Origin of the sequence: Stenotrophomonas sp. STK16_22, assembly GCF_051984505.1 — a bacterium.
In the GTDB taxonomy this organism is placed as follows: Bacteria; Pseudomonadota; Gammaproteobacteria; order Xanthomonadales; family Xanthomonadaceae; genus Stenotrophomonas; species Stenotrophomonas maltophilia_A.
Map to the genome: position 1 here is coordinate 4,454,925 of NZ_CP196972.1, position 18,433 is coordinate 4,473,357.

General features: G+C 62.8%; 13 protein-coding genes and 2 pseudogenes. 10 read left to right on the top strand and 5 right to left on the bottom strand.

Annotated elements, in window-relative coordinates; all coding sequences use genetic code 11:
* Positions 1-394: 394 nt before the first annotated feature.
* From ACSYAO_RS20610 to ACSYAO_RS20635, 6 genes and pseudogenes are all read left to right on the top strand, one after another.
* Positions 395-1,423, top strand: a pseudogene (locus tag ACSYAO_RS20610) (YifB family Mg chelatase-like AAA ATPase); the annotation flags it as partial.
* Between the two features lie 480 nt (positions 1,424-1,903).
* Entirely contained in the window at positions 1,904-2,995 is a 1,092-nt protein-coding gene (locus tag ACSYAO_RS20615; RefSeq protein WP_197655820.1) for a tyrosine-type recombinase/integrase, read from the top strand.
* 80 nt (positions 2,996-3,075) lie between these two features.
* On the top strand, positions 3,076-4,695 hold the full coding sequence (locus ACSYAO_RS20620; protein ID WP_223224699.1) for a hypothetical protein: 1,620 nt from the start codon (positions 3,076-3,078) through the stop codon (positions 4,693-4,695).
* Positions 4,692-6,569: an integrase gene (locus ACSYAO_RS20625; RefSeq protein ID WP_149908955.1), complete on the top strand. Its 1,878-nt coding sequence runs from the start codon at positions 4,692-4,694 to the stop codon at positions 6,567-6,569. Before ACSYAO_RS20620 ends, ACSYAO_RS20625 begins: the two co-directional genes overlap by 4 nt.
* Positions 6,566-6,976 carry a TetR family transcriptional regulator gene (locus ACSYAO_RS20630; RefSeq protein ID WP_149908954.1) on the top strand — a complete coding sequence of 137 codons (411 nt, stop codon included), beginning with the start codon at positions 6,566-6,568 and terminating at the stop codon, positions 6,974-6,976. Before ACSYAO_RS20625 ends, ACSYAO_RS20630 begins: the two co-directional genes overlap by 4 nt.
* A 93-nt stretch (positions 6,977-7,069) precedes the next feature.
* Positions 7,070-7,543 (top strand): annotated as a pseudogene (locus ACSYAO_RS20635) (ATP-binding protein); the annotation flags it as partial.
* A 124-nt stretch (positions 7,544-7,667) separates the two neighbouring features.
* Here the strand turns inward: ACSYAO_RS20635 and ACSYAO_RS20640 are convergent.
* The 3 genes from ACSYAO_RS20640 to yidA all read right to left on the bottom strand — a co-directional run bounded on the left by ACSYAO_RS20640 (position 7,668) and on the right by yidA (position 11,824).
* Positions 7,668-8,054 carry a hypothetical protein gene (locus ACSYAO_RS20640; RefSeq protein WP_049462567.1) on the bottom strand — a complete coding sequence of 129 codons (387 nt, stop codon included), beginning with the start codon at positions 8,052-8,054 and terminating at the stop codon, positions 7,668-7,670.
* 119 nt (positions 8,055-8,173) lie between these two features.
* Positions 8,174-10,492: a TonB-dependent receptor gene (locus ACSYAO_RS20645; protein ID WP_049462568.1), complete on the bottom strand. Its 2,319-nt coding sequence runs from the start codon at positions 10,490-10,492 to the stop codon at positions 8,174-8,176.
* Between the two features lie 498 nt (positions 10,493-10,990).
* Entirely contained in the window at positions 10,991-11,824 is an 834-nt protein-coding gene (gene yidA, locus ACSYAO_RS20650; protein WP_049462569.1) for a sugar-phosphatase, read from the bottom strand.
* A 149-nt stretch (positions 11,825-11,973) separates the two neighbouring features.
* Between yidA and ACSYAO_RS20655 the strand changes: the two genes are divergently transcribed.
* Together ACSYAO_RS20655 and ACSYAO_RS20660 are read left to right on the top strand one after the other, a co-directional pair.
* Positions 11,974-12,636, top strand: a complete 663-nt coding sequence (locus tag ACSYAO_RS20655) for an exopolysaccharide biosynthesis protein (RefSeq protein WP_049462570.1) — start codon at positions 11,974-11,976, stop codon at positions 12,634-12,636.
* 334 nt (positions 12,637-12,970) lie between these two features.
* Entirely contained in the window at positions 12,971-13,909 is a 939-nt protein-coding gene (locus ACSYAO_RS20660; RefSeq protein ID WP_440565794.1) for an IS110 family transposase, read from the top strand.
* A 71-nt stretch (positions 13,910-13,980) separates the two neighbouring features.
* Here the strand turns inward: ACSYAO_RS20660 and ACSYAO_RS20665 are convergent, their stop codons facing one another.
* A complete protein-coding gene (locus ACSYAO_RS20665; RefSeq protein WP_149908930.1) occupies positions 13,981-15,291 on the bottom strand; it encodes a PQQ-dependent sugar dehydrogenase in 1,311 nt (436 codons plus the stop codon).
* A complete protein-coding gene (locus tag ACSYAO_RS20670) occupies positions 15,284-15,724 on the bottom strand; it encodes a DUF2231 domain-containing protein (RefSeq protein WP_049461715.1) in 441 nt (146 codons plus the stop codon). The genes ACSYAO_RS20665 and ACSYAO_RS20670 overlap by 8 nt, the downstream gene beginning before the upstream one ends.
* Positions 15,725-16,034: 310 nt before the next feature.
* Here ACSYAO_RS20670 and ACSYAO_RS20675 point away from each other — a divergent pair, with 310 nt between their 5' ends.
* Complete coding sequence (locus ACSYAO_RS20675) at positions 16,035-17,801, top strand: S8 family serine peptidase (RefSeq protein WP_049400824.1); 1,767 nt, start codon at positions 16,035-16,037, stop codon at positions 17,799-17,801.
* Positions 17,801-18,394, top strand: a complete 594-nt coding sequence (locus tag ACSYAO_RS20680; protein ID WP_006399785.1) for a S8 family serine peptidase — start codon at positions 17,801-17,803, stop codon at positions 18,392-18,394. Before ACSYAO_RS20675 ends, ACSYAO_RS20680 begins: the two co-directional genes overlap by 1 nt.
* The last annotated feature ends 39 nt before the right edge of the window (positions 18,395-18,433 follow it).

Below are 18,433 nucleotides of genomic sequence, written 5' to 3' on the forward strand. Positions count from 1 at the left end.
GATAGCCTGTGCAGAAATAATTTTCCTATCAGACCTCGTTGGATATCCGGGTCCGAATACAAGCGACTTGGATACCATGGACGACTGGCCATATGGGAGAGGCCTGCAGCCTTTGTCTCTGATGAGCAGAATTCCGCTATCCAAGGCGGATGAGCAATGGACGCTCGCATTACGTCGTTGACCGCGCGCTCGGGTCAGATGACGTAGCCGCTCTGAGTAGCACGGCGATTCAAGGCTCAATCATTCACTCGATCACAGAGACTCTTTTCCACAGAGGGCTAAAGCGCACTCCATCCATCTGCCGGAATCCTCCTAGCCGCGTCACCTAAAAACCCCGATAGCCCTCAAAGAGCACCTACCGCACCATCAAACGCCCCTCTGCAGGAATCCACACATGAGCCTGGCGCTGGTCCACAGCCGTGCCCGCGCCGGGGTCGATGCCCCGCTGGTACGGGTGGAAGTGCACCTCTCTGGCGGCCTGCCTGCCACCCAGATTGTCGGCCTGGCCGAGACCAGCGTGCGCGAATCACGCGAACGCGTGCGTGCCGCCCTGCTCTGCGCACGCTTCGATTTTCCGCAGCGGCGCATCACCTTGAACCTCGCGCCTGCCGACCTACCCAAGGAAGGTGGGCGTTACGACCTGGCCATCGCACTGGGCATTCTGGCGGCCAGCGGCCAGGTCGATCCGCAGTCGCTGCTGCAGTACGAGTTCCTGGGCGAGCTTGGCCTGACCGGTGAACTGCGCCCGGTGGCCGGAGCGCTGCCGGCGGCGATTGCGGCGGCCGAAGCCGGACGCATCCTGGTGGTGCCGCCGGGCAATGCCGCAGAGGCAGCTTTGGCCGAGCACGCTGATGTGCGGGTGGCCCGTACGCTACTGGAGTGCTGCGCCGGGTTGGGCAATCCGCGCCTGCTGCCGCCCGTGGAACGCGTGGACGCGACGCCATTGCCGCTGCCGGATCTGGCCGATGTGCGCGGGCAGGCGCATGCGCGGCGTGCATTGGAGGTCGCCGCTGCGGGTGGGCACCATCTATTGCTGATCGGTAGCCCTGGCTGCGGCAAGACGCTGTTGGCTTCGCGCCTGCCCAGCCTGCTGCCAGACACCGAGGAAGCCGAGGCGCTGCAGCTGGCGGCGATTGCCTCGGTCAGTGGTGAGGGGTTGGATCCGCGGCGTTGGCGGCAACGGCCGTTCCGTTCTCCCCACCACAGTGCGAGTGCGGCGGCGCTGGTGGGTGGCGGCAATCCCCCCTGCCCCGGCGAGATCTCGTTGGCCCATCACGGCGTGCTGTTCCTGGACGAGCTTCCGGAGTGGAACCGAAGTGCGCTGGAAACGCTGCGCGAGCCGCTGGAATCCGGCCACATCCGCATCGCCCGCGCGGCACGCAGCGTGCAGTATCCCGCGCGGTTCCAGCTGGTGGCCGCGATGATCTGGGTCTGTTCGATCGTTAGAAGTTCAGTACACTGAGATCATTGGGTTAGAACTATCAACGATGTGCAGGGTGTCCGCTGCCGGATCCCTGACTAGCAGCCGAAATGGTGTGGTCTTGATTGATCTTGGGTCTGCTCAGGCACAGCACGGGGAACGGCAGTGGAGCTTGGTGCGTTAGGTGAAACCTATGGCAACACTTGAGGTTCTGCTCGAGGGCCGCGCACCAATTTCCACGATCGTACTTGCGCATCCCGAAGTGCCGGCCTTCACTCATCCGCCTCGCCGGGAAGGTGGCCACGCCGATCGCGGGGCATGCCTAAGTGAAAAGTCAGACCAAGAATAAGCAAATCATCTACCTGATGGCGCCTCAGCAAACACTGAGCGCACTCGGAGCCAACCGGGAACTCGCTTGTGCACCTAATATGGGCCACCTCCGACTTCACGATTCGCGGGCAGCCTTACCCAGGCTTCCCCATCGTGCTCTATGACTCGATGGAGTCAGCCGTGGAGGTAAATCAATTCCTCCGACACTATCTTCTACGCGGAGTGATTGGTTCACGAGGGTCCTGGCCAAGCACAGGTCGAGCGCTCTATGACTACTTTGGCTTCCTCGAGGCTCATGACCTGCATTGGGCTGATGTAGACCGTGGCGAGGAGAAATCGCTCGTTGCCGCTTACCGGGACTATTGCCTGGAGCAAGTGAAGCTTGCCCGACGTACGGTTCGACAGCGGCTGCACTACGTTTGCGACTTCTACGAGTACTCCCAGAAGCAGACCTGGATTGACCGACTTCCGTTTGGTATCGAAGATCGCACTGTCCGTCGCGAGAACGCAGGCTTCTTGGCGCACACCGATAAGTCTGGGAACACAATTAAGGTTCGCGATGTGATGCCTCGAAACCACAGGCAGTTGCCCAAATTCCTGACCCGAGAACAGGCTCACGCACTACTCGCATGCACTGAGAATCCGCATCACAGGATGATGACCCGGCTGGGACTCCAGACCGGCTTGCGTCGTGAGGAGATCGCTACGTTCCCGCTAGCCTATGTCTTCAACCCAGACGCCAGGCACGGTAGTGCGAGGAACGTCATGGTGGCCCTCGATCCCTCCGACGGAGAGGGCATGATGACCAAGGGCGACAAGCCCCGAGATATTTGGATTTCGAGGCGTCTTATGAGCGATCTCTATCGCTACAGCGTCCTTGTCCGCGGCGAACTAGCGTCCCTGAGCGATAAGGCCCATCCCACACTCTTCCTGACGCAGGATGGTAGACCTTATGCGAATCATGGAAAGCACATCGAAGTCATCGTACGGAAGAACGGGCTGAAGGCAGGGTTCCGAACGCATCCGCACATGTTGCGGCACACCTACGCCACTCATATGCTTTTAGCTCTTCAGAGGGACAGAGCAGCACAAACGGTAGAGCCGCTCGTGTTTGTTCAGCGCCAGCTTGGGCATGTCTCCATCGAGACAACCATGATCTACCTTCACCTTGTCAACTCCCTGGTCGATGATGCCGTCCTTGCTTACGACGAAGAGCTGAATGACCTGGTTGATACGCTCTCATGACAGGAAAGCGCAAGGTCCACACCAGGACTGATCTTCATCAGCCTCGGATAGCACAGCACCACGAAGGTGGTCTCCTGAAATTGGGCGATGATGACAGGAAGCCGCCTGCGGCGACGCTGGTGAACTTCGGTTTTAATGCCGTCGGTGCGCGGACCTACGACTTCGCCAGACACTACGCGGTGGGAATAGACGAAATCACCAGCGCCTGTCAGCGTCAAATAGAGCGCTTCCTGTGCAAGCAGGACGCAGAGTTAGAGGTAAGCACGATCGCAGGCTATGCACGCTCTGGGCTAGACACCTTTCTTCCCTACCTGGCTCTGCGCGCAGCCGCTCTCCGGCGCGCCTTGACCCTAGCCGACATAGATCGCGACGTGATAGATGGCTACCTCCGACATCTTGCGGATTCAGGTGCCACCCGCTCAGCGCAGAAGATGCGATACGACAAAACGAAGGCGGTGATCCAAGCGCTTGGTCGCCGCCGGCTTATCCATTTATTCGATGCAGGGACTGAGCGAACCTTTCCGGCGAACCCCTTTCCGAACAGTGCTAGGCAGGTCAAGGGCGAGACGCCACTACTGCGAAAAGAGCGCCAAGCGTTCGCCGCGGCAGTTAAGACGGCAGTGATGCCGATCTTCCGGGAGGACGTAAGTGTTACTAGTGAACTGCTGTCATACGCACTTCTGATCATTGCACTCCACACTGGACGCAACACCACTCCTCTTCTTGAAATGGGTGCTGATTGCCTACGCCCGCACCCCAAGGAGAACACAGAGTTCCTCGTCCTCTGGAAGAGAAGGGGCTACAACTCCAGCAAAGTAGCACTTCGTGCAGATGGACAAGACGATCGCACGATTGAGTCAATGCCGGGCGTCAAGGTGCCTATCGTTCGCCTGATCCGGCGAGTGATAGAACTTTCCAAGCTCCTGCAGGCCGAAGCAGAAGCACATCATTCCGGTAGGATCTGGCTCTATCGCAGCCGCCAGAGAGGAAGAAGTGGGTATGTCACTGCGCTGAACGACTCCACGGTCTCCAACGCGATTCAGACCCTCGTCGCTGATGCGGGGCTAGTCGGCGCGGATGGAAAGCCACTGAGGATAAACGTCTCCCGCCTGCGGAAGACGTTCGCCAATCGCATCTTCGAGTTGCTTGATGGTGACCTAGGCAGCACTGCTGTCGCACTTGGCAGCACACCGAGGGTAGCCGGACGCAACTACATGAGGCCGGGAGAACGGTCCAGTCGCAACTGGCAGTTCATGGGCGAGGTGCTTACCCAAGAACTTCTCAGCCGAACGATCGGGGCGACTGAGCGGACGCCAACCGGCCGCTGCACCGACCCAAGCAATACCAAGTATTCCTCCACGACAGCCGACGGCGCCGTGTGCTTTTCCTTTCTCGACTGCCTGCGCTGCCGCAACTATGTGGTGACTGGTGAGGATCTCTATCGACTCTTCAGCTTCTACTGGCGAGTTCTCCGTGAGCGGGATCGAATGGATGCCCGCATTTGGGAGAGACACTATGCCCACATTCCTCGACTTATAGAGCGTGATGTCATCGCGACGGGGTTACAGAGGAAGGTCTTCAAGCCGGCGGACGTCGATGCAGCTCGTGAGCGTGCTCGCCACGACCCTCACGCCTTCTGGAGGTTTGATTCTATTGCGTCACTTGACGATTTCCGCCAGCCATTGGAAGAGACTGCATGAACGCAACAGCGTTGCACCAGGTGGACTCAGATGTTCCATCTCAGACCTTCAGTTCCGTTTCACTGAACGCGCATGAGCGAGATCGCCTTGTCATTAGCTCGGCCAAGGTCAATGGCACCTTGGTCACCAGAAGCTTGTATGGGGATGGCACCTGGTTGCTGAATGGTGCCCCGCCCAACGTGGCGAAGGGCCATGCAAGGATTGACTTCTCAAGGGTGCCCGAGGAGTTTCGTGCCGCAGCCAAGGAGCTGATGTACCTGTACCATTTTCGTGGTCGAGAGGGGTCCGGTAAGGCCGCGGCCACCACGCTTGTGGGAGTGTTCGATCAGTCCGTGCAGTTCTTCCGCTATCTTGTGTCGATCAAGGTAGAGGCGCTCTGCGATGTCAGTCCAATGGTATGCGCTACGTATGTCGCCGCCTGCAAGGCAGAGCGTATAGTTCGCAAGGGTGAGGGCAAGCCTCTGTCTGCGGAGGCCCTGGGAGGGCGGTTCTCTGCCGTCGAAGTTCTGTACGAGATGAGCTTGCTTACGAACGACCCGATGCCCTCGCACCCGTGGCCAGAAAGCTCGGCCAAGCATCTCGCAGGGCTCACCGGTTCGAGTAAGCGAAGCAAAACACCACTAATTCCTGACGATGTCTTCAGTGCATTGTTTCATGAGGCATGGTCGCTTGTTCAGAGAGGTTCTGCCCTACTTGACCTACGTGACACTCTTGAGGGATTTCCGGATACCTCAGTAGCCTTATCCAGCTCTGGTGCCAATCGAGCCAAGAACCGTCAGCTCAAATCGCTAGGCTGGGATAGAGGCGTTCGAAGCTTCGGAGTAGAGCTGAATAGGCTTCGCACGGCTTGCTACATTGTGGTCGCCAGCCTCTCTGGGTGTCGGAACCATGAGTTGGCGCATCTCCGGTCCTCGGCCTGCTACAGCACGCGAGGCGAAGAAGGTGAGGTCTATTGGTGGATGCGGGGGCGGAGCGATAAGACCGCAGTCGGCGACACCGAATGGATGATACCAACGGCTGCGGTGCAGGCACTAGCGGTCATGGACCGGTGGGCGATACCGCTACAGGAAGAGTTGGTGTTGGAAATCCAACGGATGACTGAGGCGAATCCACTTGATCCCGAAATTGCCGAGGCACAACGACATGTCGGCGCGGTGTTCATCGGCGCTGACAAAGATCGGTCGGGCCGGGTACGGATACTGACCGACAGCGCGTGGAACATCGCTCTCACGTCTTTCGCACGGGGTATCGGTCTGAACTGGGTTCTTAGTACGCATCAGTTCCGTCGGAAGTTTGCCAACTACGCTGCACGCAGCCGTTTCGGTGACCTGCGGTATTTGCGCGAGCATTTCAAGCACTGGTCGCAGGACATGACCAATGATGCGTATGCACTCAATGAGTCGCAGGAGATTGAGTTGTATGGGGAGATCCTGGAAGAGCTAGCTGCGATCAAGCAAGGGGTTGCCGACCAATGGTTGAGTCCTGCTGAACCACTAGCCGGCGGCTATGGGGGCAGACTCACCTTCTGGCGGAGCCAGAACGAGAACATCGTTCTTTTCAAGGATCGGGCAACAATGGTCCGGTCAGTGGCGGAGAGCCATGCAATCCGTAGCAACGGGCACGCATGGTGTACTGCAGACGACAATCGGTGTATTGGAAACACTTTCGAGAAGACGCGCTGCAGTGGTTGCGACAATGCGGTCATTGGCAGCGTTCATGCTCATCTCTACCAGCGTCTCTATAGCGATCTCAAGGATGTCGCCAAGTGCGAAGACATTGGACAAGGTGGGCGATTGCGTGTACTTCGCGACCTTGAGCGCTGTCGCAACGTATTGCTTTCCCTGGGACACGATCCGGATGCTCACGCCCAATGACTACGAAACGAAAGCCCGGCGATGCCAGGCGCAAGGATCTTGAGCTTGCAGTCTCGCGAATTCAAAGGGGGCGAGCACGAACAGAAGCTAAGAAGCTCAGCATAACCTCCGTGGCGCATGAGGCTGGCGTCACCCCCGCTTTGATCCACAACCATTATCCAGACATCGCCGAAGCGATCCGCGAGGCCCAAGGCCGGTCGAGCCGGGCGCAGCGGAATGTGAAGCATGAGCAGTTGCTGGCCGAACGTGAGAGGAACCGGGCCCTCCGGGCAGAAAATCAGGCGCTTCGATCCCAGTTGGCTCGGTTGGCGTCCATCAATGAGGTCCTGCAGACGGAGAACCGCGTCCTTGAAGCCAAGCAGCGCGATTCGAAGGTCGTGGATATCAGGCCCAAGGGCGCTACATAGCCGCTCCAGCGCGTCCGGAAACAGTTAGTTGCGGCAACCCATTGAAACAGCAGCGTAAAATCACTCATAACTGTTAGGACCCACCCGGAACACATGAACCCCTGCCCGTGTGGCTGGGCCGGCGACCGCAGCAATCGCTGCCTGTGCAGCGACGAACGTATCAACCGCTATCGCGCGCGCGTGTCCGGTCCGTTGCTGGACCGTATCGACCTGCATATCAGTGTGGCGCGTATGGACGCAGTGGAGTTGCGGGAGAGCACGCCACTGGGTGAGCCCAGTGCTGCGGTACGTGCACGGGTGGAAGCCGCCCATGCCCGGCAGCAGGCGCGTGGCGCGCTCAATGCGCACCTTCCGCCGGCGGCGCTGCGGGCGTGCACGAAGCTGAGCGAGGCCGATCAGGATCTTTTGGAGCAGGCCATTGAGCGTCTGCAGCTTTCCGCACGGGCGATGCACCGGATTCTGCGGGTGGCGCGCACGATTGCGGATCTGGCGGGTTGCGAGGTGATCCAGACGGCGCATCTGGCTGAAGCGATCGGGTATCGGCAGTTGGATCGGGGAAAGCCTTAGAAATGCCGGTCGGGTTGGCTCTTGGTGGAGTCGACCGTTGGTCGACTCGTGCGCGAAGCGCGGCCTTCTGTGAGGTAGATGCGAAGAGCGGTCGACTAACAGTCGACCCCACCAAGGGCAGGCATCAGGCTGCGGAATGCAACCGTCCCCGCTTCGCCAGCAACGCCACCCGACGGCTGACCAGCGCGTGCAGCTCCGCCAGCTCCAACGCCCGGTCAGCCGTCATGTTCCCGCCGAACAACACCCGCGACAACGCCGCCTCGTCGCTGTCGTGCGGGTGCTGCCACCGGTCCCGGTACACCTTCTGGCACACCAGCCAGGCCAGCCGCAGCCCCCCACCGGGCAACGGGCGGACCACACGCTCGTAGACGTGCCAGAACTGGTACTCGGACTGCAGGTCGATCACAGGCGCCACGGACAGCGCCTGCCGGGGCCGTCCATGACTCCGTATGTCGAACAACGGTGATCGCGGGTTGTACTGAGCCATGCCGACAGCATGACCCAGCAACATTGTGGGAACCTTGCGTCGCCGCCAGAAAATCCCTGTTGATTGCGCAAGGCGGGTTTGTGGGCGGATCTGGGCACCTGCCTGGGGACCGCCAGGTGCATCCACGCATGGCGTGGATCTACTTAGAACGCCATCGAGGTACTGAACATCAGCTGCCGGGGCGCGCTGCGCTGCAGGGTCTGGTAATCCCCCGAGAACGACGAGCCGGCGATGGTGGCGGTACCGATGTTGTGGCGGTTGAACAGGTTGCTCACGTCCAGCCGCAGCTCCAGGCCCGGCACCGCGCTGTCCGTACCGAAGCGGTAGGCGGCATAGGTGTTGACCTGCCAGAAGGTCGGCACGCGGATGTCGTTCTCGTAGGTGAAAGGCTGGCGCAGGTAGGAGGTACTGGTGGCACCGAAGCGCCAGTCACCGAAATGCGCCGACAGGTCGCTGACCAACGAGATCTGCGGATAGCCCGGCTGGGCGTTGCCCTTGATCGGGTACACCGTGTCGCCCACCACGAAATCGCTGTCGTAGTACGAACGGGCCACGGCCACGCCCTGGTAGAACTGCAGGTGGTCGGTCAGGTCGGCGGTGATGCCGAGGTCGGCGCCGATCACGTGCATCTTCGGCATCAACCGCACGGTGTTGATCTGCGCGAACTGGGTGCCGATGGCGGCCGACAGCAGGCGGTTGCGGATGTCGTTGTAGAACACGTCACCGGTGATCGTCAGCCGGTCGAAGCGATGCGACGCGCCGACGGTCAGATTCCAGTTCTTCTCCGGGCGCAGCGTGCCGGCCACGCGGTCGAACTCTTCCTGGTCGGTGATGGTCCACGCGGAGGCGGTGTAGCCGATGTTGCCGCGCTGGGCCACGCGGTAGCCGTTCATGGTGTTGGCCAGGTCGATGAAGGCATCGGTGGATTCGGTCGGGCTCCAGAACAGCGAGACATGCGGCAGGAAGTTGCTCTTCGCGCGCAGCGTGCCGTTCACCGGCCGGTCCTTGGCATCGCCGAGGCCGCCGCCGCTGGTGCGGAAGTCCACGGCCTTGAAGCCGACACCCAGCTTCAGCGTGTCGTTCAACACGATGTCGTCCTGCAGGTAGAACTGGCGCGAGCGGGTCACCCAGCTCGATGCGTTGTCGGTCTTGAACGCGGGGCCGTACACATCGAACGGGCCGGTGGCCTTCAGCGGCGGGCCCTCACCCAGCAGCGGCTGCTGGTACCACTCGGTCTTGGCTGCGGCCTTGCTCTTCTCCTGCCAGAAACCGGCGGTGAAGGTGTGCGCGCCGGTCTCGAACTGCAGGTTGAGCATGCCGCCCAGCCGATTCACGCGCGGCGTCTGCACCTGTTCGGAGAACGGTGCGCCGTTGGGCGACGGCACGGTCGGGTCGGTCAGCGTGGCCTGGGTGTGGCTGTTGGCGTTGTACAGCTGCACGTTGCCACTCAGGGCCGGGGTAATCTGGAAGCGATGGTTGATCGAGGACACGCGGTCGCGGGTGATCTGGCCGGTGTCATACGGAATCAGCTCGGACAGCTCACCGCAGGTGTAGGCGCCGCAGGACTTGTCCGCATTCTCCGGCGAGGCCACGTACCACGCCCAGGCATAATCGGGATAGAAGATGTCGGCCTTCCAGCCCAGCTTGCGGATCATGTCGAACGAAATGTTGTTGTAACCCCAGACCTTGGCCTTGCTGTCGGACAGGAACACGGTGAAGTCGCCCCAGGCAACGTCCTGCTGCAGCTTCAGGTCGACGCGCAGGAAGTTCTGGGTGCCCTCGCCCTGGTACTTGTCGGCGGACACGCGCTGCAGGTCGACCAGCACCTTCGGGCCGTGCTCACCGAGTTGGCCGCTCTGCCCGGACACGGTGGTGACCAGCGTGTTGTTGCTGCCCACGCCCTGTTTCACGCGCAGGCTGGGCGTGTCCTGCAGCTCGCGCAGGCGGTATTCCAGGCTGCCGCCGTTGACGCTACTGGAGAACACGCTGACCGGTGCGCCGCCGGGGCTGACCGTGATCGCGCCGATGCCATCGGGCACGCCCACGTTCACCACGCTGGTGCCGGTGAGCGAGAGGAAACCGTTGTCGTTCAGTGGCACGCCTTCGAAGGTGATGCCCATTTCGTTCATGCGGAAGCCGCGCACGAACAGGCTGGTGGCCGAGATATCCAGGCCCAGCCCATCGGTGGCGGTGTAGCTGGCGCCCGGTACCTGCTTGAGCATTGCCAGGCCGTTGTTGCCGGTGACCATCGCGTCGAGGTCTTCAGCCTTGATGACGTAGCGGTTGGGGCCGACCACCTGAGTAGGCGCAACGGCCGCGCCGCGCGGCGTGGCGATGACCTGCAGCGCGTTCAAGGTGGTGGGGGTGTCATGCGCGGCATCGTGCGTTTCTGCGGCGTACGCAGGTGCGGTGATGGCCGTGATGATGGCCAGAGCGAGGCGCGTCGTGGGTGGGGTGTTCATGGGCTGATCCAGGGTGCAGGGAGAGAGCGGCGCAGGCGCACGCCCAGCGCGTTGCAGCACCGGTGTCGGCGCCCTGGCTGGCGATGCGATTGCGTTGAGGGAGTGACGGCGCGGTGCGCGCCGGTCAGCAGACGAAGGCGATCATCTGCCGTGGGATTCGATGGGGTGATTTCGACGTGCGAAATTCTTGCATCGCAGTGCCGCATTCGCCATTGCGCGGTGGTACAGCGCGGATGGCGATGGGGATGGGTGGGTTATACGTGGGTATAGCCTGGGTCGGCGCTTACCGCCTGCGTGTGCCAACCAAGGTTGGCACCTACCGAGGCGGACGGGACCTGGTAGAGGCCGACCTTGGTCGGCGCATACGGTGCGCGTGTGCCAACCAAGGTTGGCACCTACCAGGGCCCACGAGACATGGTAGAGGCCGACCTTGGTCGGCGCATACGGTGTGCGTGCGCCAACCAAGGTTGGCACCTACCAGGGCATAGGGACGCGCGGTTACTGCAGGACGAAACGCTCAATGGCGCGCGCCACGCCTTCGTCTGCATTGCTGGTGGTCTCGAACCGCGCCACCGCCTTCACCGCGTCGATGGCATTGCCCATCGCCACGCTGGTACCGGCGTACTGCAGCATGGTCAGGTCGTTCTCCTGGTCACCGATGGCCATCACGTTGGCGCGGTCGATGCCCAAGTGCTCGGCCAGCTTCTGCAGGCTTGGCCCCTTGCCGGCGCGGTGGTCGAATACTTCCAGGAAGAACGGTGCGCTCTTCAGCACCGCGAAGCGCTCGGTCAGTTCGCTGGGCAGGCGCGCGATGGCGGCATCCAGCACGTCAGGCTCGTCGATCATCATCAGCTTGATGAACGACATGGACGGGTCCATGTCGGCCACGCGGCGATAGGACAGCGGCATCCGCGAGAGATGCGAGTCGGCCACGGTGTAGTAGCTGATGTCCTGGTTGGGCGTATACATGCGCTGGCTGTCCAGCGCCTGGAAGTGCACACCCAGGTCTCGGGCCACCTGCTCGCAGAACAGGAAGTCGTCGAAGCTGAGCGGATACTCGACCACGGTTTCGCGCGTGCCGATACGCTGCACCAGGCCGCCATTGCAGGCGATGCAGTAGTCGTCGTCGCCTGTGATGCCCAGCTCGTGCAGGAACGGTGCCAGGCCCGGAACCGGGCGGCCACTGGTCAGCACGATGTGCACGCCCAGCGCGCGCGCCTGTGCGATCGCCTGCTTGGCCCGCGCGGTGAGGGTGTGGCTGGGGTCCAGCAGGGTGCCATCCATGTCGATGGCGACCAGTTCGATGGTCGATTGCCTGCGGCCCATGTCCATTGCGTTCAACTCGTGCGGGGCACGCCAGTTTACCCCCTCATGCCCGGTTCACCTCTTTGCCCACGTTGGCCGGGATACTGCGGGAGCCTGTGCGTCCCCCACCGCAGGACGGCCCGCTGACCGCCCTTCCCTGGAGAACCTTGCGACGCATGACTTACCGTGCCCCCGAAACCAACGACAGCGCGCCCCTGGCCGAGCAGATCGAGCAGATGATCGACGAATTGCCCGGTGAGCAGGTCAGTATCGGCACCCTGCTCAGCGCGCTGGGCGATGAAGGCCTGCTGCTGATCGTGATCCTGCTCTCGGCCATCTTCATCATTCCGGTGTCGATTCCGGGGCTGAGTACGGTGTTTGGTGCCTCGATCCTGCTGATCGGCCTGAGCCGCGTACGCAACCGCCCGCTGTGGGTGCCGCAGAAGCTGGCGCGCCGCGAGATCGCCACCGACAAGCTGAAGGCCAACCTGGGCCGTGCGCTGAAGTGGGTGCACCGCATGGAGCGCCTGTCGCGGCCGATGCGGCTGGCGGTGATGGTGCGCTCGAAGAAGATGATGCGCCTGAACAACCTGATGCTGGTGTTCGCGACCCTGCTGCTGATGGCGCCGGCCGGGCCGATTCCGTTCAGCAATACCTTGCCGGCGCTGGCGCTGATGTCCTTTGCGATCGGCTTCATCCAGCGCGATGGTGCGGCGGTGGCGGCTGGTTATGGTTTCGTGGTGGCTACGGTGGTGTATTTCGGCGTGCTGCTGGGTGGCGTGGGGTTTGCTGCCGAATCGGTGTTCAGCGGGTTCCGCAGCAGTACCGCGGAACTGTAGAGCCGAGCCCAGGCTCGGCGGCTTATGGCTTTTTGTAGAGTCGAGCCATGCTCGACTGCTGCTGGCAGAAGCAGTCGAGCATGGCTTGTATGTTCCTCCCGGCTCCTACGCGGTATGTAGGAGCCAGGGTGGAGGGACCGTCAAGCATGCATCTGCGGATACTAGCCGACAGACGAGTCGAGCGATCCCCATCCCGCACACGAACGTCGATAAAGGATCGTACGGCCCCCAAAGGGGATCGTCGATGTAGGCAAGCTAACGTCGGTGCGGTACCACCCCAGCCCCTTAAAGATAGCTGGGAGCCGTACAAATGTCTGATTCTCTCGATATTGGCGTGGACGTGGACTCCAAGGAGTTCGTACCGGCAGTGGCCGACCGCAAGGCCGGCGACAGGATCGCCAACACCCGGGCCGGCATAGCCCAGTGGCTCAACACCTTGCCCCAGCGATGCCGGATTGGCATGGAGGCGACGGGGCGGTACTACGAGTTGTTGGCTCGGATGGCTGGCCAGGCAGGCCACGTTGTCTATGTGATCAATCCACGTCTGATCAAGCACTACGGCCGGGCGACGGGCTCGCGTGGCAAGACGGACGCCATGGACGCCGAAGCGATCGCCCGGTACGTGAAGAAGGAGAACGATCGCCTGCGTGAATACGTACCGCGTACCGACGAGCAGCAGCAGATGCACGATTTGCTGCGCAAGCGGCAGACGCTGGTAAAGACACGCGCGCGCCTGGAGCAATCCTTCGGGGTAAGCAAAAGTGCCCCCGGGGAGCTGTCAGATCTGTTCTGCGCTCTGGCTGGGACGCTGTCCGAGCTGGAAAGCGAACTGCAGCGCTTGGGTCGCGATGGAGAGCATGGCACGCTCTACAAGCGCCTGTTGACCATCCCTGGTGTCGGCCCTGCCGTCGCCGCTCACCTGATCTACTACATGACGCGCTGGCCATTGGCCAACGCCAACGCGTGGATCGCCTGCACGGGCCTGGATCCCCGGCCCAACGAGTCTGGCGGCAGAACGGGACGGCGTCGGCTGTCCAAACAGGGCGCGCCAGTGCTGCGCCAGATGCTCTACATGGCCGCCATGGGGCTCAAGCGGTGTCGTCGGGGGCAACCGCTCTACGACGAGCTGTCAAAACGCGGTCACCCCAGCACCGCCGTCTTCAACATCCTGGCCAGAAAGCTGGCCAGGATCGCCTGGGGTGTCTTCAAAAGCGGCCGGGACTTCGATCCGGCCATGCTGAAGGTGGGTCAAGCCTGCTTCCAGCAGGCTTGACCACGAACATAGGATCTCGACTCTACAAAGGCCGGATCCACAGCAGTCGAGCGTGGCTCGACGCTACAGAGTTACTTGGCAGACACCCGCCACACCACGTCGCCCACGTCGTCGGCGACCAGCAGTGCGCCTTCGGCGTCCATCGCCATGCCTACCGGTGCGCCCATCAAGGTCTTCTCGTCCTTCGAGGCGAAACCGCTGACCACGGTCTGCGGCCGCCCGGTCGGCTTGCCGTCCTTGAACGGTACGTAGACCACTTCGTAGCCGCTCAGCGGCGAGCGGTCCCAGCTGCCGTGCTCGCCGATGAAGGCGCCGCCGTGGTACTGCGCCGGCAGTGCCTGGCCGGTGTAGAACAGCAGGCCCAGCGGTGCCACGTGCGAGCCGATGGCGTAGTCGGGCACGATCGCCTTGGCCACCAGGTCCGGCCGCTGCGGCTGCACGCGCTCGTCCACGTGCTGGCCGTAGTAGCTGTAGGGCCACCCGTAGAAGCCATCCTCCTTCACCGAGGTGAGGTAGTCCGGCACCAGGTCGGCACCGATCTCGTCGCGCTCGTTTGCCACCGCCCACAGCTTCCCGGTGCTCGGCTCCCAGTCCAGCCCGGTCGGGTTGCGGATGCCCGACGCAAAGATGCGGCTGCCACGGGTGGCCACGTCCACTTCCAGCACCACCGCACGGCGGTACTCGACGGCCAGGCCGTTCTCGGTGATGTTGCTGTTGGAACCCACGCCCACATACAGCTTGCTGCCATCACGGCTGGCCAGCAGTTCCTTGGTCCAGTGGTGGTTGATGGTGCTGGGCAGGTCGGTGAACTCGCGGCCCTTGTCGGACATGCGGGTTTCACCGGGCACGTAGTGGTACTGCACGATGTTGCCGGTGTTGGCCACGTACAGCGTGTCGCCGATCAGCTGGATGCCGAACGGCGAATGCAGGCCTTCGATGTAGACATGCTGGGTCCAGGTGTTCGTGCCCGGCGTGCGGCGCAGCAGGGTGACCCGGTTGCCGCCCTTGCCGGCCTTGCCCGAGCGCGCCTTGACCTTGCCGGCGATCCACTGCTTGGGCGTGGTGACCGGTTCTTCACCGGGGCCGTTGCCTTCCACCACCAGCACATCGCCATTCGGCAGGGTCAGCAGCCGCCGTGGATGCAGCAGGTTGGCGGCGATGCGTTCGATCTTCAGGCCGTCGGCCACGGTGGGCGACTGCCCCTCGGCCCAGCCGACGCCCGTGGGCACCTGCATCGGCGGCATCAGGAAGTTCTTCGGTGCCGGCAACGGCGGTTGTGCACCGGACTGGTCAGCGGGATGGTATTCGGCCTTGCCGGCACAGGCCGACAGCATCACGGCCAGCGCCAGGGCGCCCACGGTGGGCAGGATGTGCTTAGCCATGACGACCTCCCTGCAGCACCGGCGGCTGCAGTGACAGCAGGATCAGGCCCAGGGCGATCAGGGCCACGGTGAGCGCCGACAGGATCGTGCCCGGCACGGCAACGGCATACGCATCGCGGCTGTGCACGAAGGCATTCCAGATCGCCAGCAGCACCGCGACCAGGTTGAGGAAGAAGTCGATGCGGTCGATGCGGGTGGCGGTACCGTTGCGGCGCCAGACCGCGAACAGGTTGATCAGGCGCGGAATGATGGCGATCAGCAGGCCGAAGGTGATCAGCCAGGCGGCGGACTTGCCCCACATCACCTCGGCGCTGTTGAGGTAGATCGCGTCGAAGATCAGCGCGCCGACGAAGAAGCCGAAGGGTATCGGGTTCAACAGGCTGAACAGCGTGGTGCCGAGGCCGCCATGGGCCTGGGCCAGAGGGTTGACCATCATCGTGCTCCGATGCGGAAGGGTGCACGGGCTGTAGTAGCACAGCCGGATGTGAGGGCGCGCGATGATGCCGGGTGGATCCACGCCATGTGTGGATGCGGATACCAACCCAGGTTGGCGCCTACCAGATGCGGGCCGCTGCAGTCGTCATTACCCCACGGCATAAGTGTTTGTGACGCAATCGGCACATCTGCAGATTGGGAGTGTGAAGAGGTAGGGGGTTGTTCGTTGTGTCGCGTTTGGCTCGTTGCGATGGGGCAGTTCCGCCCCGCCGTCCTGCCATGCCGATTCACAACAGAAGGATTCGTGTATGAAGCGACACACGCAACGCTCCGCGCCACCGCGCTCCGCGCGCCTGGCCCTTGCCACTGCCCTGGTGCTGGGCAGCCTGGCCGTCACCGCCCAGGCCCAGCAGGCCGATCCGCTGGCCGGGCGTCAGTGGCATCTGCTCAACACCGGACAGGCCGTACTGGGCGATACCCTGCCGGTGGCTGGCAACGATCTGAACGTGGATGGCCTGTTCCGCAATGGCATCCGTGGCCAGGGCGTCACCATCGCCATCGTCGATGACGGCCTGCAGATCGCACACCCGGACCTGGCCGCCAACGTTGCGGCGGTCGCCGGCAAGAACTTCGCCAACCAGAGCAACAACCCTTCACCTTCCAATCCGGACCGCGACAATCACGGCACCATGGTCGGCGGCATCGCCGGTGCAGTAGGTGCCAACAATCTGGGCGTGCGCGGCGTGGCCTCGGCGGCCACCCTGAAGGGCTTCAATTTCCTGGCGTCCAATGCCCAGGGCAATTCGAATTCCAACATCGAGTACTCGTGGTGGGACGGCGCCGAAGTGGCCGACGTGGGGGTCTTCAACAACAGCTGGGGCTCCAGCCCGGGCAACCCCAACCTGCCGCTGGCCTACAGCCAGAACGACATCGCCGCCTATGAGCAGGCCATGTCCGGCACCCGTGGCGGCCGCGGTGGCATCTACGTGAAGGCCGCAGGCAACAACCACAACAACGGCGCACGCTCGGATGGCACCGACATCTGCTCGGCAGACACCAAGAACCGCAACACGGGTTGCATTCCGGCCGGTCGCGACCCGCGTAACAACCTGTTCAACGTGATCACCGTTGCCGCCGTGCGCGCCGATGGCGTGCGCTCGTCCTACTCGTCCACCGGCTCGGCGCTGTGGGTGTCCGGCTTCGGCGGTGAGAATGGTTGGCAGCGGCAGGTCGTGCCGGGGCAGCTGGCGATCCGCTACGATCCGGCCATCCTCACCACCGATGTCACCGGCTGCGCGCAGGGCAGCAACAAGAACACGAGCCTGCGCAACACTTTGGACGGCGACCAGTCTGCCATCGACAGCACCTGCAACTACACAGGCAAGATGAACGGCACTTCGGCGGCCACGCCGATGGTGTCGGGCGTGGCGGCGCTGCTGCTGGAGACCAACCCGAACCTGTCCTACCGCGATGTGAAGTACATCCTGGCCACCACCGCCACCCGCACCGATCCGAACCGGGCAGCGGTGACCCACTCCGACGGCCGCGTGCTGGTGCCGGGCTGGACGGTGAATGCCGCCGGCCGTGCCTACAGCAACTGGTACGGTTTCGGTGTGGTCAATGCAGCACGCGCGGTACAGGTCGCAGAGGACTTCCAGCCGCTGGGTGCACTGGTGGATAGTGGCTGGCGCAACACGACGCGTACCGTGGCCATCGGCAATACCTCGGCGGCCGCGGCGCGCCTGACCTTCCAGCTGGCCAACGGTGCACGCAACATCGAGAGCGTGCAGCTCGGCTTCCGCGTCAACCACAGCAACACCCGCCAGCTGCAGTTCGTGCTGATCTCGCCCAGTGGCACCCGCAGCGTGGTGCAGCCGGCATTCACTGCCATCGGCTCTGGCCTCAACGGCGTCCAGCGCAACTTCACCAACTGGGACCTGCTGTCCAGCAATGCCTTCCTGGATGAGAACGCCACGGGCACCTGGACACTGGAAGTAACCGACCTGGGGCAGGCCGCGAACGCAGCATCGCGTGGCAACCTCGAATTCTTCAAGATCCGCGTTCTGGGGCACTGATGATGAAGACGACCATTCTGTTGAGCACCCTCGCCCTTGCGGCGATGACCACCACCGCCTGGGCACAGAGTTCGGGCCAGACACCTCCGGCGAAGACCTTGTCGACCGTAGACACGCAGCAGTTGAAGGCAGAGGCCACCGGCCGTTCGTTCAATGTGGGCGGCTCGCGCTTCCAGCTGGCGCCGTCGGCAACCGTGCAGCAGGCCAGCGGCGGCCAGTTCCGGATCACCACCGGGGCTGATGCCAGCGCGGCGGCCGTCGGCACCCGCAGCAAGCGGTCCACGGATGCGTCTACCGGTGTGGCCGCACGTGCGGATGCCGGTGCCAGCAAGTTTGCGGCCGCTGTCTCCAACGATGGCGCGCCGGTCGTGGCGACCTCGCGGGTCAAGGTGTTCTTCACCGATGCGGCTTCGGCGCAGCGTGCGGCCACCGCCACCGGCGGCACCGTGGTGAAGGTATCCAAGGCCTCGGGCCGCGCGATTGTGGAGTATCCGTCGGTGAACGCGGCACTGGATGCGACCACCAAGCTGCTGTCGACCGCCGGCATCAAGGCAGCCGAGCCGGACGTGGTGCAGTGGGAAGAAACCAAGTAAGGCGTTGAGTGGTGCCCCTGGCCGGTTGGCTCTCCTGGC